Source organism: Polaromonas sp. (assembly GCF_039932935.1).
In the GTDB taxonomy this organism is placed as follows: domain Bacteria; phylum Pseudomonadota; class Gammaproteobacteria; order Burkholderiales; family Burkholderiaceae_C; genus Polaromonas.
This window is the reverse complement of sequence record NZ_JBDTPB010000002.1, coordinates 1-13365: the sequence shown is the minus strand read 5'-3', so window position 1 is coordinate 13365 and position 13365 is coordinate 1. Positions and strand designations below refer to the sequence as shown.

Genomic DNA, 13365 nt, shown 5'->3' with positions numbered 1-13365 from the left:
ACACGGACCCGCAACGGCAGGAGGCGGCTGCGCCGCAGGTGTTGCTGTCCGGTTGGCTCCAACGTTAGCGCTCGCCGTGGACATCGCATCCTTCAAATCCCCTGAAGACGGTTCTGTGCTGTCGATGTCGGTGACCCGGCGTTATGACGGTGAGACAGAGTTCGATGTCTCTATTCAAACACCTTGGTTTAGTGGCAGGGCACCTGCCTCGACCATCCACAACGGTTCACCCAGTGGTATGTTCTCGGCAATGGCTACAGAGTGGCGTGGGTGGAAGGGCGAAAAGTCGTGGCAAGATCTGGATCGACGGGTCCAGTTCACGGCGTCTACTGACAGCACTGGTCATGTGAAGCTTCGAGTAGAACTGGAAGGTCAAGACTACGACAGTCACCTCAACGTCTGCATCGGCTTCACCGCCGGTCAACTCGAAGAAATGGCAACCGTAGTGAAGGATGTGTTGGGATGAGATCGAGCTCTAACCTTTCGGCCCACATGGACACGCAACCGAAGGCTGCCGCTGCGCGGCACGGGTTGCGTCCCAGTGGCCTCCAACGTTAGACATCACCGATGCGCGTGCGAATCGACATCCCCGTGTTTACATCGCCAACCTCGGCTCTGGGGAACGCGAGCGGCGAGATCGAGGTGACCGAACTTCCAAGCGAGCACGCCCCGTTCCATTGGCCTGCGGCTTGGGTGACGGCGCGGCCCTCCTACTTTTCACCCGACCAGAGCCGGGTTATGAGCGTGGCGAAAACTGCCGATCTTCCCTTCGTCCTGCTGTACGGGATCGTGTGCGCCTCGGAGGCGGAGGCTCGAGAGTGCGCCACCTTCCTAGAAAAAGCTGGTGAGCTATTCTTCGATGAGTACGACCACACAAGAGGGGGCCGTGATGTCTAACTTGTCATATATGGACTCCCCCTCAACGGCAAGAGGTTGACCGATAGATTGGCTATTGGGGAAGCGCCTGCAGTCGTATATCCGGCATCTGAGGTGGGCTCTGTTGTGGCCCGTGCCGACATGGAATCTGCGTCACCGAAGCGGGCATTTCCGCCGTCTAGCTTTTGCCACCGCCTTGGCTCGGACCTCTATCTACAGCCGCTGCTATTACCTCGCTCAAATGCAATGCCTTTGGCAAGGACGACCCAAACGGTGCTTGCAGGGCACAACCACAAGCTCAAGCAAACACGCCAGCCGTCTCCTGCATTCGGCTCGACACCTCACCCAGCTGGTGCAGCGTGTCGCCAAAGGTCATTTCCAGCTGAGTGAGCTTTTTGAAGTAGTGGCTCACGATGTATTCGTCTGTCACGCCGATGCCGCCGTGCAGCTGCACCGCTTGCTGGCCCACAAAGCGCATCGAGACACCCAACTGGTACTTGGCGCGGGCCAGCGCCCGGGTGCGTTCGTCGGCCGGGGCGTTGAGCTTGAGTGAGGCGTAGTAGCTCATGGAGCGGGCCAGCTCCAGCTGCATCTTCATGTCGGCCACGCGGTGGCGCAGCGCCTGAAAGCTGCTGATGGCCACGCCGAACTGTTTGCGGGTGTTCATGTATTCGACGGTGATGGCCAGTGTCTTGTCCATCACGCCCACGGCTTCGGCGCAGGTCGCGGCGATGCCGATGTCGACGGCGTGGGCCAGGGCCGTCAGGCCGTCCAGTGTGATCAGCGCGGCGGGCGCGTTCTTCAGCGTCACTTCAGCGGCGCGGCCGCCGTCTTGCGTGCTGTAGCCAGCAGTCGTTACGCCGCTCGCCGTGCGTTCAACGAGGAACAGCGCCAGCTTGCCGTCAGCCAGAGCGGGGACGATAAAAGCATCGGCCTGGTCACCGGCGGGTACTATGCTTTTGATAGCTGTTAGCGCCCATCCGTCGCCGGCTGCAGCCGCTTTCGCTTCGCATTTTTGAAAATCATAGCGCGCGGCGCGTTCCTGGTAGGCCAGCACCACCAGGCTTTCGCCTGCGGCGATTTTTGGCAACCACGCAGCTTTGACGGCTTCGGGAGCGTAGTTCGACAGCACGCCGCCGGCGATCAAGGTCTGCGCAAGCGGCTCGAGCACAATGCCGCGCCCCAGCTCTTCCATCACCACCATGCCCTCGACGGGGCCCATGCCGAGGCCGCCGTCGGCTTCGGGAATGTACAGGCCCGTCAGACCCAGTTCTGCCATCTGGCCATAGGCCTCGCGCGAGAAGCCGCCCGCTTTGGCGATGCCGCGGCGGCGTTCAAAGTCGTAGCCCTTGTCGACCCATTTTCGAACGGCGTCGCGCAGTTGTTCCTGATCGTCGGTGAAATCGAAATCCATGATGTGTTTCCTGTTTTCTGGTGCGACCGAATCAGCCAAGAACGACTTGCGAGACGATATTGCGCTGAACTTCGTTGGAACCGCCGTAAATCGTGGTTTTGCGCATGTTGAAGTAAGTGGACGCCAGCGGCGCATCGCCGGGCAAGCCGCCAGGGAAGTCGCCTTGCCAGCCGGCCTCCATGGCTTCTTCGATAAAGGGCAGGCTGAAGGGGCCGGCGGCCAGCATCATCAGCTCGCTGTAGCGCTGCTGGATTTCGCTGCCGCGAATCTTGAGCAGGCCAGCGATGTCCAGTGAGTTCTTGCCCGACTTCTCCGCTGAGAGAACGCGCAGTACCAGCATTTCCAGCGCCACCACGTCAACTTCGAGTTTGGCGATCTCGTCGCGAAAGCGCAGGTCGTCGTAGACGCCTTCGGCCTTGGCGATGCGCTTCAAACGCTCAAGCTCGCGCTTGGCGCGGTTCACGTCAGCAATGTTGGTGCGTTCATGGCTCAGCAGGTGCTTGGCGTAGGTCCAGCCCTTGTTTTCTTCACCGATCAGGTTTTCGGCCGGCACTTCGACGTTGTCGAACCAGACCTCATTGACCTCGGCTTCGCCGTCGAGCAGCACGATGGGGCGCACCGTCACGCCGGGCGACTTCATGTCGATCAGCAAAAAGGAAATGCCGGTCTGCGGTTTGCCTTCGGTGCTGGTGCGCACCAGGCAAAAAATCCACTCGCCGTACTGACCCAACGTGGTCCAGGTTTTCTGGCCGTTGACGATGTATTTGTCACCCTGGCGTTCGGCCCGGCATTTGACGGACGCGAGGTCGGAGCCCGAGCCCGGCTCGCTGTAGCCCTGGCTCCACCACACCTCACCGCTGGCAATGCCGGGCAAAAAGCGCTTTTGCTGCTCGGGGCTGCCAAAGGCCATGATGACGGGCGCCACCATGACAGGGCCAAAAGGCACCACGCGCGGCGCGCCGGCCAGTGCGCACTCTTCTTCAAACAAATGCTTTTGCACCGCGTTCCAGCCCGGGCCGCCAAATTCCTTGGACCAGCCGTGGCCCAGCCAGCCTTTTTTACCGAGGATCTTGGCCCAGCGCTGCATGTCGTCACGCGACAGCCGCAGGGCGTTGTGCACTTTGTGCGAAATGTCTTTGGGCAGGTTGGCATGAACCCAGGCGCGTATCTCTTCGCGAAAGGCCTGTTCTTCAGGGGTGAAAGCTAAATCCATGGCGGGCTTGTCTCCGGGGTTGTCGGGGTGCCGCAGCCGGTGGCCTGCAGGCAATTTCTATTTTTAGCACGGTCGTTCGCAATTTTATGTCTCAGTTGGGACATTTGCCCGCCCTGATTTGACCGGCCAGACGAGTCTGCGGCCTGCTCCGGCCAGTGACGGCGTTCCGCCCTCTAAACTAGGCGGTTATGGCAAGTGCACCGAAAAAAAACATCGTCATCCTGATCTCGGGCGGCGGCTCCAACATGGTGGCCATCGCCCGCGCCGCGGAAAAAGAGAACTGGCTTGGCCAATGGGGCGTGCAAATTGCCGCCGTGATCAGCAACCGGGCCGAGGCAGGGGGGCTGGTGTTGGCCCAGGGGCTGGGGATCGCTACCGCGGCAATCCCGCACAAGTCGTTCGCATCGCGCGAAGCTTTTGAGGCGGAACTCATGGCCCGCATTGACCCGTACGAACCGGCGCTGGTGGTGTTGGCGGGCTTCATGCGCATCCTGACGCCGGGTTTTGTGCAGCGCTACGCCGGGCGGCTCATCAATATCCACCCCTCGCTGCTGCCTGCTTTCCCAGGCTTGCACACACACCAGCGCGCCATCGATGCGGGCTGCAAAGTGGCTGGCGCCACCGTGCACCAGGTGACTGCCGAGCTGGACCATGGCGATGCGCTGGCACAGGCTGTGGTCCCGGTGCTGCCGGGCGACACGGCCGACACCCTGGCAGCCCGGGTGTTGACGCAGGAACACCTGATCTATCCGCAAGCGGTGCGTGCCTTCTTCGCCCAGGCCTCCTGAGGGCACGGCAAGTCTGCGGGTTCTTTTTTGACGCTGTGCTTTTACGCCGTGCTTGGCGCCAGGGCTTTGATGCCGACCTTTGATGCATTGGCGAAAAAAGTGTTGATACCTCGTCTGTTTTGAATCCAGCGGGCCTTGGCGCCCGTATTCAATGCAGCCGCCTGAATCATGTCGATTCGGTTCGGTTCAACTTCAAAGGAATTCACATGCAGACAAAACACAAACTCGCTTCCCTCGGCGTGGCCCTGGCACTGTCGTTCGCGGCGATTCCGTCTTTTGCGCAGATTATGGTGGGCGGTGCGCCCATGCTGGCCAGCAAAGACATCATCGACAACGCCGTCAACTCGAAGGACCACACCACGTTGGTTGCCGCCGTCAAGGCTGCGGGACTGGTTGACACGCTCAAAGGCCCTGGCCCCTTCACCGTGTTCGCGCCCACCAACGCCGCGTTCGCAGCGCTGCCTGCCGGCACGGTAGACACCCTGCTCAAGCCTGAAAACAAGGGCATGCTGACCGGCATCCTGACCTATCACGTCGTGTCCGGAAAGTGGGACGCCGCCGCCATCAGCAAGATGATTGCTGATGGCAAGGGCATGGCCTCGATCAAGACGGTGGCCGGCGGCACGCTGGTGGCCAAGTCGGCTGGTGGCAAGGTCACGGTGACGGATGAAAAAGGCGGCGTTGCGACAGTGACGATTGCCGACGTGTACCAGTCCAACGGCGTGATCCACGTGGTCGACAAGGTGCTGTTGCCTAAGTAAGCCGGGAGCTGCTTCCTGCCGGGGCCCGTGCGCGATGTATTCGCGCACGGGCTTTGGCATTTTCGGTGAGTTGCTTACTTTTGATTCAGCATGTGCAGCGCTGCCTTCACGATGCTCTGCGCATCGACACCGAAAAATTCGCGCAACGCGGCACGCGTGTCGCTGCGGCCAAAGCCGTCGGTGCCGAGTGTGAGGTAGCGCCGGCCGTCTGGCACAAAGGCGCGGATGCTTTCAGGCACGGCACGCACATAGTCGGTGGCGGCAATGATGGGGCCGGTGCTGGCTTGCAACTGCTGCGCAATGAAGGGCACGTTAACCGCGCCGCCGTCGATGGCCAGCTGCTGGCATGCCGCGCCGTCGCGCGCGAGTTCGCTCCAGCTGGTCACGCTGTATACCGTGGCCTCAATGCCCTGCTGCGCCAGTTTCTGCGCCGCCTTGACGACTTCCGTGAGGATCGCGCCTGAACCCATCAGGGTGACGGAAGATGCTGATTTCTTAAGCATTTTAAGGCTCTGGCCCAATACTGGCGAGCGCAACCAGCTATTGAATTGATAGCAACCGCGAATGATGTCTGCCTCGGAGCCGGGCTGCAGATCGGGCTGGGCGTAGTTTTCGTTCATCAGCGTGACGTAGTAGAAAACGTCTTTCTGCTCGACCATCATTTCCTGCATGCCGCGGTCCAGGATCACGGCCAGCTCGCTGGCGAAGGCCGGGTCGTAGGCCTTGCAGTTGGGAATGGTGGCGGCGATCAGGTGGCTGGTGCCGTCCTGGTGCTGCAGGCCTTCGCCGCCCAGCGTGGTGCGGCCTGAAGTCGCGCCCAGCAGGAAGCCACGGGCGCGCTGGTCGGCAGCCGCCCATATCTGGTCGCCCACACGCTGAAAGCCGAACATCGAGTAATAAATATAGAAGGGGAGCATCGCCAGGCCGTGCACGCTGTAGCTGGTGGCTGCGGCCGTCCAGCTGGCCAGGGCGCCGGCTTCGCTGATGCCTTCTTCCAGAATCTGGCCGTCGAGCGCCTCGCGGTAGCTCAGCACCGAGCCGATGTCTTCGGGTGCGTAGCGCTGGCCCACGCTGGAGTAAATGCCCACCTGCTTGAACAGGTTGGCCATGCCGAAGGTGCGCGCCTCGTCAGCCACGATGGGCACGATCTTCGGGCCCAGTGCGCTGTCTTTCAGCAGGCCGCCCAGCATGCGCACAAAGGCCATGGTGGTGCTCATCTCCTTGCCGTCCGCCGCCAGCGCGAATTGCGCGTAGGAGGGCAGGGCCGGAACATTCAGGATCTCGGCCGCCGTTTCACGCCGCGGCAAATAGCCGCCCAGCGCCGCGCGTTTGGCGTGCATGTACTGCATCTCGGCGCTGTCGGCTGCGGGTTTATAGAAGGCCAGGTTTTTCGCCTGCTCGTCGGACAGCGGCAGGTTAAAGCGGTTGCGAAATTCGATCAGGTCATCACCGTCGAACTTTTTCTGCGAATGCGTGGTCATCTTCCCCTGGCCGGCGCTACCCATGCCGTAACCCTTTTTGGTGTGCGCCAGGATGACGGTGGGCTGGCCCTGGTGGTTGGCCGCCGCAGCGTAAGCCGCGTGGATCTTCACCAGGTCGTGGCCACCGCGTTTCAGACGGTCGATCTGCTCGTCCGTCATGCCCTGGGCCAGGCGCGCAAGCTCGGCGTTCTGGCCGAAGAAGTTGTCGCGGTTAAAGCGCCCGTCTTTCGCGGCAAAGGTCTGCATCTGGCCGTCCACCGTCTGCGCAAACGTTTTTGCCAATGCACCCGTCAGGTCGCGCGCGAAGAGGCCGTCCCAATCGCTGCCCCAGACGAGCTTGATGACGTTCCAGCCGGCGCCGGCAAAGAGCTTTTCCAGCTCGTCGATGATGCGGCCGTTGCCGCGTACCGGGCCGTCCAGGCGCTGCAGGTTGCAGTTGACGACCCAGACCATGTTGTCCAGCCCCTCGCGCGCAGCCAGCGTCAATGCGCTCATCGATTCGGGTTCGTCCATCTCGCCGTCGCCGAACACGCCCCAGACTTTGCGGCCTGTGCAGTCGAGCAAACGCCGGTGCGTGAGGTAGCGCATGAAGCGCGCGTGGTAGATCGAGCTGATCGGGCCTATGCCCATGGAGCCGGTCGGGAACTGCCAGAAGTCCGGCATCAAATAGGGGTGCGGGTAGCTGCACAGGCCCTGCGCGCCCTGGCTGGGGGCGGTGAGTTCCTGGCGGTAAAAGCCCAGGTCTTTTTCGTCCAGGCGGCCTTCAAGGTAGGCACGTGCATAAACACCCGGTGCGCTGTGCGGTTGAAAGAAAACCAGGTCGCCACGGTGCTGGCCTTGCTCCACGCCCTCACGTGCGCGAAAGAAGTGGTTGAAGCCGGTTTCAAACAGGTCGGCGGCACTCGCGTAGCTGGCGATGTGCCCGCCTAGCTCGGCCGAACCGCCTGTCTCGGCCTGGTTGGCGCGCACCACCATCGCCAGCGCATTCCATCGCATCAGCGACGCCAGGCGCTCTTCCATCGCCAGGTCGCCGGGAAACACGGGCTGCTCGTCCACGCCGATGGTATTGACGTAAGGCGTGGCGAGTTCGGGCTGCCAGCCGATGCGCTGCTTGCGGGCAACGCGGCTCAGTTCATGCAGCATCTCCCGTGCACGCGCAGGGCCTTGGGTGAGGGCCAGGGCTTCAAACGCTTCACGCCATTCGGCGGTTTCCTGCGGGTCGGGGTCAGTGGAGGGAGCGGCGGAAGAGGCGGCTTGCATCAGTAAATGGTGGGGTGTGGAATCGTTCATGGCATCAAGTTCGTGGCAAAACCACTGTACGCAGATTTGCCCGGAAGGTGTAGCTTCAATATCGGGGCTTAATGCTATTTAAAAGCATAAAATGCTGCAAACAACTTATTTTGAAGCTGATGCAGCTGGATAACCTTGATCTAAAGATTCTGGACGAATTGCAGCACGATGGCTCGCTCTCCAATGTGGAGCTCGCGCGCCGCGTGCACCTGAGCCCCTCCCCATGCTTGGCTCGCGTGAAGGCGCTTGAGACCGCCGGCGTCATCGACCGCTATGTGGCGATTGCCAATGCGGCGGCGTTGGGCTTGGGACTGAATGTCTTCATCTCCATCAGCCTGCGTTCGCAAAGCAAGGAGTCGCTCGCTGATTTTGAGCAACGCATTGCCGAGCATGACCAGGTGATGGAGTGCTATTTGATGTCGGGTGACAGCGACTATTTGATCCGCGTGGCGGTGGCCGACATTGGGGCGCTGGAGAGATTCATTCTTGAGCAGCTGTCGCCGATCCCGGGGATCGAGAAGATACGGTCGAGCTTTGCACTCAAGCAAGTCAGGTACAAGACGGCATTGCCTTTGCCGGCGGCCAAAGCGCCCGAATCTGCCGGCAAGCGCTAGGGAAGTGCTGAAGCCCGTTCACCGGCCAGCACCGGGTCCGAGGTTTCAATCTCATTGATCTTGGCGAGAAGGTCTTCCCGCCGTCCCTTGCCTTCGCCCGGATCGCTCAAGGGCTCACTCGGGGAGTCCACAAACTGCACATAGCGCCGGGTTCCGGGGGCCATCTGGTGCAGGCGGGACTTGAGCCTTTCCAGGACCTCTTGCGCGGTGGTTTGCGGCCCGGGTGTGTCGTGCCAGATGGCAATGTGCAGGTGGTAGGCACTCGCCTCGCCCAGCTTTTCGGAGGCACGTATGCAGTCGGCCAGGATCTTGGTGGAAATTTCAGAAAGGACACTGCGGTTGATCGGGCCTTCGATCAGCATCAGGAACTCGTTTTCCCCGTGGCGGACTACGGTGTCCACATCGCGCGCCGCTCCGCGCAGGATCTCGCCCATGCGGGAGAGTGCGGCGCCGCGTTTGCGGTCGCTCTCTTCGTCATGGCTCGGGGCCTGATCGAGCCAGCGCACCATCAACGTCCCGCAGCCCAGGCGCTGCCGCCGGCCGCGCAGCAACATTTGCGGCAGCCTGCTGCCGATGATGTGGGGCAGCATCAGGCCGCTGGCAGGGTCGTAAGTTGCCAGTGCTGCGCTGCGGTGGTTGGAAAACAGCGCAGCCCGGCTGCGCCATGCCAGCACCAGAAAAATCCAGAGCAGGCCGAGCATGGCTGACAAGACGCCGGCCGCCTGCGCCGCTTCCACATTCGAGACCCAGCCTGTGTTGTAAGCAAGCCGGGCTAACGCGGCCAGGCCGATGGGTGCGGCGCCCAGCAGGATCAAAAGGTTCCATGCCTGCCCGCGCAACGACATCCACACCAGGCTGCCCAGAATGGCCAGCGTGGAAAAGGCCAGCCAGAGGTTGCGCACGTCGCGTGGCACGAAGTTTTGGCTGACGGTCATGAAGCACGCCAACAGGAGGCTGCCGACGGTCACGCCCAGCAGCAGGCGGTGCAGCTGCGGGTAGCCACTGCTGGCGTAGCTGGCCTGGGTGCAAAACCAGGCACCGGCTGCCATGGCGACTGAAGCCGACACCCAACCCATGACCTGGTTCAGGTGCGCACTGTGCGGCCAGATGCGCCAGCCCCCATAGCCAATCAATACCAGCTGTGTGAACATCAGCGTGACCACGACAGCGCCAAACCACAAAAAGACTTTGTTGCGCGCCATGGCAAAGGCCGCGAGGCAGACCACCGCCAGCAGGCTGAACATTCCCCACATCAGCCCGATCACCACACCGACCCGGGATGCGCCGTCGATGTACTCAATGGGTGTGAGCAGCATGGGCCGCGCCGCGATGGCCCGGCGGTGCTCAAAGCGGAGGTAGTAGGTTTGCACACCGTCACTGCGTGTTTGCAGTGCAAAGCTGGGAACACGGGTGCGAAGGGGCCAGGCGGCCGGGGCGATTGCCTCGCCCGCGGCCTCAACGACCCAGCCGCCCTGCGGATTGCGTGTGAAAAGGCTCATCCGAAACAGCGCCTGGCCCGGCATGCGGATGTACCAGGCTTGCAACGCTTCGGTGGGCGGCAATGCAAAAACGGCCCACACCTCCTGCGTATCTGACGTGGGGAGGATGGAGTCGTCCGTGTAGGGCTGAAAGTTCCACGGTCCGGCAACGGGGGCGGGGGCCGCAAAGGCATCGGGTGAGTCGATGGCGCCCTTGGGTACCGCGACCCATTGCAGCGGCTGGGCCAGCGGGATGGTGGCACTGTCTTCGTAGAGGCGGTCAAAAACCTGCGCGTGGCTTGCGCCGAAGCATGCGCAGAGCAGCATCAGGAAAAGACCGCGAAGACTTGCCGTTTGATACATCTGCATAGCTTATTGCAAAGCCGGCTCAAACCGGAATCACTGTCGTCTCGAACACTTCCTTGAGACAGACAAAAGTGCGGATCTGCCGCACCCCGGGCAGACCGATGAGCTGCGACGCATGCAGTTCATTGAAGGAGTCGATGCTCTGGATGCGCAGCTTCACGAAGTAGTCGAACTCGCCGGTCACCAGCTGCACTTCCAGGCAACCGGTGAGGCCGGCCGCGGCCTTTTCAAACGCCGCGAAGGAGTCGGTGGTGGAGCGGTCCAGCACCACGCCGATGATGACCAGCCCGTTGTACCCCAGGGCGCGCGGGTTCACCAGCGCCACCGTCTTGCGGATGAGGCCCGCTTCCCTGAGCCTGGTCACGCGCCGTGAGCACGCGGGCGGGCTGAGGCTGGTTTTTTCGGCCAGTTCGATATTGGGGAGGGATGCGTCCTGCTGCAGCAGCTTCAGGAGCTTGCGGTCAATGCGGTCAAGCGTGGTTTCCATTGGGGAATTCTACAAATATTGCGTAAAAAGGCAAATTTACGGAATTTATTCTTCCGGTTTAAAAATTTGGCGACTTTAGGTTCGTTATGACGCTGAACTAAGCAACTCATTGCGAGGTGCTCTGGCTACGATTTGACCCATGCACTTAGCGCTTCATCTTTAAAGCTTCATCTTCAACCAGGACTTTTTTTCATGTCTACTTCGCTCAAGCATCCCGTCCAACACGCGCTCCAGCTCCAGAAATTTCCCCGCCATTCACTGACCTTCGGCCCCACGCCCATCCAGCCGCTCAAGCGCCTGAGCGCGCACCTGGGCGGCAAGGTCGAACTTTTCGCGAAGCGCGAAGACTGCAACAGCGGCCTGGCTTTCGGCGGCAACAAAACCCGCAAGATGGAGTACCTGATTCCCGAAGCGTTGGCGCAGGGCTGCGACACGCTGGTGTCCATTGGCGGCATCCAGTCCAACCAGACACGGCAGGTGGCGGCGGTGGCTGCGCACCTGGGCATGAAGTGCGTGCTGGTGCAGGAAAACTGGGTCAATTACTCCGACGCGGTGTACGACCGCGTGGGCAATATCGAGATGTCGCGCATCATGGGTGCCGACGTGCGGCTGGACGCCGCGGGCTTTGACATTGGCATACGCCCGAGCTGGGAGCAGGCCATGGACGACGTGCGCAAGGGCGGCGGCAAACCTTTTCCGATTCCCGCGGGATGTTCGGAGCATCCTTACGGCGGGCTGGGCTTTGTCGGCTTTGCCGAGGAGGTGCGCGCACAGGAGGCCGAGCTCGGCTTCCAGTTCGACTACATCGTGGTCTGCTCGGTCACGGGCAGCACGCAGGCCGGCATGGTGGTGGGCTTCGCGGCCGACGGCCGGGCCGACCGCGTGGTCGGCATAGACGCCTCGGCCAAGCCCGAGAAAACCCACGCACAAATCCTGCGCATCGCGCAGAACACCGCGAAGCTGGTGGAGCTCAATCGCGAGATCACCGCGAAGGATGTAGTGCTGGATACCCGCTACGGCGGCCCCGAGTACGGCCTGCCGAGCGAAGGCACGCTGGAGGCGATCCGCCTGTGCGCGCGGCAAGAAGGCATGCTGACCGACCCCGTCTACGAGGGTAAGTCCATGCACGGAATGATCGACATGGTGCGCCGCGGTGAGTTCCCGGCCGGCTCGCGCGTGCTGTACGCCCACCTGGGCGGCGTGCCGGCCCTCAACGCCTACAGCTTTCTGTTTCGCAATGGATGATCGGTGATCTATTGAGGGATGAGTGGATGAGTGGATGATCAACGCGGCCTGTGCCGTATCAAAGAGGGCAATACGATGAAAACAAGGTATGCAAAGCACTTCTTCCTGGCCACGGCGCTGGTCTTACTGGCCCCCTGGGCTGCCGTCCATGCGCAGGGCTATCCGTCCCGGCCAGTCCAGCTGGTCATTCCTTTTCCGCCGGGAGGCGCCACCGACATCGCCGGACGGCTGGTCGGCAAGAAACTGGCTGAACGCCTGGGCCAGCCGGTGGTCATCGAAAATCGCCCGGGCGCGGGCACCGTCGTCGGTGCCGCGTACGTTGCAAAGGCTGCGCCGGACGGCTATACGCTGCTGATCAGCTCTGGGTCCACCTTCACGGTCAACCCGGCGCTCATGCCCAAGCTGCCTTACGACCCGATCAAGAGTTTCGAACCTGTCGGGATGGTGGCGCGCGTTCCCCTTGTTCTGTTGGCCAACGCCGATGTCCCTGTCAACGACCTGAAGCAGCTGATCGCAGCGGTGCAACGCGCACCGGACAAGTACATGTACGGCTCGTTCGGCAACGGCACCACAGGGCACTTCGCCGGCGAAATGCTGTGGAGCGTCACCGGCATCAAGCTGCAGCACATCGCTTACAAGGGCAGTGCGCCGGCGATGAACGACTTGATGGCCGGCCAGATCCCTTTCACCATCGACACCGTCGCGGCGGCGCTGCCGCAACTGAAGGCGGCCAAGCCGAGGATCAAGGCCATTGCCGTCACTGGCGAGAGCCGCGCGACACAAATGCCCACGGTGAAAACCGTGTCGGAGAGCGGATTTCCTGGTTTTGCCGCTGATTCCTGGCTCGCCATTGCCGCGCCCAGGGGGCTGGCGGCGGATGCAAGAACCAAGCTGCAGAAGGCGCTGGCCGAGACGATGAAGGACCCCGAACTTCGCGAAAAACTCATCGCCAACGGACTCGAGTACGCCTGGGAGCCCGCTGCCGCCGTTTCGGCACGCATCGAAAACGAGCTTCCGCGCATGCGCGTGATCGCCATGCGCTCCAACATCCGGATCGATTAGGATGAAGCTCCCCCCCGAAGCGGCCTACGGCCGCCTCCCCCTCAGGGGGCGCCACCAGCGGCCCGGCCCTTCGACAAGCTCAGGACAGGCCAAGGCCGGTTCCGCGGTGGCCCTGGCCTTAGCCCTGCGCTTTCATGCAACGCGGGTGGCGCGCAGCGCCGGGAACACATGATGGCCGGCTGCGACGACCTCGTGGCCCTTTCCGCGGTTGAACTGCGGCGCCTGATTGAAGCCAGGCAGATATCGCCCGTCGAACTCCTCGAAGCCTGCATCGCGCGCATTGAGGCGGT

The 13365-nt window shown here is 62.0% G+C and carries 13 protein-coding genes; 7 read left to right on the top strand and 6 right to left on the bottom strand.

Going from position 1 to position 13365, the window contains the following annotated elements:
- A partial coding sequence (locus ABI546_RS00310; protein ID WP_348042943.1) for a DUF6228 family protein occupies window positions 1–466 on the top strand: 466 nt, incomplete at its 5' end.
- A 101-nt stretch (window positions 467–567) separates the two neighbouring features.
- A complete protein-coding gene (locus ABI546_RS00305) occupies window positions 568–897 on the top strand; it encodes a hypothetical protein (protein ID WP_348042941.1) in 330 nt (109 codons plus the stop codon).
- Between the two features lie 277 nt (window positions 898–1174).
- On the opposite strand, the gene ABI546_RS00300 is transcribed toward ABI546_RS00305, so the two are convergent.
- Window positions 1175–2290: an acyl-CoA dehydrogenase family protein gene (locus ABI546_RS00300; RefSeq protein WP_348042939.1), complete on the bottom strand. Its 1116-nt coding sequence runs from the start codon at window positions 2288–2290 to the stop codon at window positions 1175–1177.
- Between the two features lie 31 nt (window positions 2291–2321).
- Window positions 2322–3503, bottom strand: coding sequence for an acyl-CoA dehydrogenase family protein (locus tag ABI546_RS00295; protein WP_348042937.1), 1182 nt, complete (start codon window positions 3501–3503; stop codon window positions 2322–2324).
- A 188-nt stretch (window positions 3504–3691) separates the two neighbouring features.
- On the opposite strand from ABI546_RS00295, the gene purN reads away from it, so the two are divergent.
- Window positions 3692–4291 (top strand): phosphoribosylglycinamide formyltransferase, encoded by a 600-nt coding sequence (gene purN / locus ABI546_RS00290; RefSeq protein WP_348042935.1) that lies wholly within the window; start codon window positions 3692–3694, stop codon window positions 4289–4291.
- Window positions 4292–4332: 41 nt separating this feature from the next.
- Here purN and ABI546_RS00285 read toward each other — a convergent pair whose 3' ends face one another.
- Complete coding sequence (locus ABI546_RS00285) at window positions 4333–4497, bottom strand: hypothetical protein (protein ID WP_348042933.1); 165 nt, start codon at window positions 4495–4497, stop codon at window positions 4333–4335.
- Between ABI546_RS00285 and ABI546_RS00280 the strand changes: the two genes are divergently transcribed.
- On the top strand, window positions 4498–5052 hold the full coding sequence (locus ABI546_RS00280) for a fasciclin domain-containing protein (protein ID WP_348042931.1): 555 nt from the start codon (window positions 4498–4500) through the stop codon (window positions 5050–5052).
- A 74-nt stretch (window positions 5053–5126) separates the two neighbouring features.
- Here ABI546_RS00280 and mdeB read toward each other — a convergent pair whose 3' ends face one another.
- On the bottom strand, window positions 5127–7823 hold the full coding sequence (mdeB, locus tag ABI546_RS00275; protein WP_348042929.1) for an alpha-ketoglutarate dehydrogenase: 2697 nt from the start codon (window positions 7821–7823) through the stop codon (window positions 5127–5129).
- Window positions 7824–7942: 119 nt separating this feature from the next.
- Here mdeB and ABI546_RS00270 point away from each other — a divergent pair, with 119 nt between their 5' ends.
- Window positions 7943–8437 carry an Lrp/AsnC family transcriptional regulator gene (locus ABI546_RS00270; protein WP_348042927.1) on the top strand — a complete coding sequence of 165 codons (495 nt, stop codon included), beginning with the start codon at window positions 7943–7945 and terminating at the stop codon, window positions 8435–8437.
- On the opposite strand, the gene ABI546_RS00265 is transcribed toward ABI546_RS00270, so the two are convergent.
- On the bottom strand, window positions 8434–10284 hold the full coding sequence (locus ABI546_RS00265; protein WP_348042925.1) for a 7TM diverse intracellular signaling domain-containing protein: 1851 nt from the start codon (window positions 10282–10284) through the stop codon (window positions 8434–8436). The two genes, ABI546_RS00270 and ABI546_RS00265, sit on opposite strands and share 4 nt — an antisense overlap.
- A 19-nt stretch (window positions 10285–10303) precedes the next feature.
- Window positions 10304–10768 carry an Lrp/AsnC family transcriptional regulator gene (locus ABI546_RS00260; protein ID WP_348042923.1) on the bottom strand — a complete coding sequence of 155 codons (465 nt, stop codon included), beginning with the start codon at window positions 10766–10768 and terminating at the stop codon, window positions 10304–10306.
- Window positions 10769–10960: 192 nt separating this feature from the next.
- On the opposite strand from ABI546_RS00260, the gene ABI546_RS00255 reads away from it, so the two are divergent.
- Complete coding sequence (locus ABI546_RS00255; protein ID WP_348042921.1) at window positions 10961–12013, top strand: 1-aminocyclopropane-1-carboxylate deaminase; 1053 nt, start codon at window positions 10961–10963, stop codon at window positions 12011–12013.
- Window positions 12014–12088: 75 nt separating this feature from the next.
- The gene (locus ABI546_RS00250) at window positions 12089–13075 is read left to right on the top strand and encodes a tripartite tricarboxylate transporter substrate binding protein (RefSeq protein ID WP_348042919.1); all 987 of its coding nucleotides are present in this window, start codon (window positions 12089–12091) and stop codon (window positions 13073–13075) included.
- Window positions 13076–13365 lie beyond the last annotated feature (290 nt).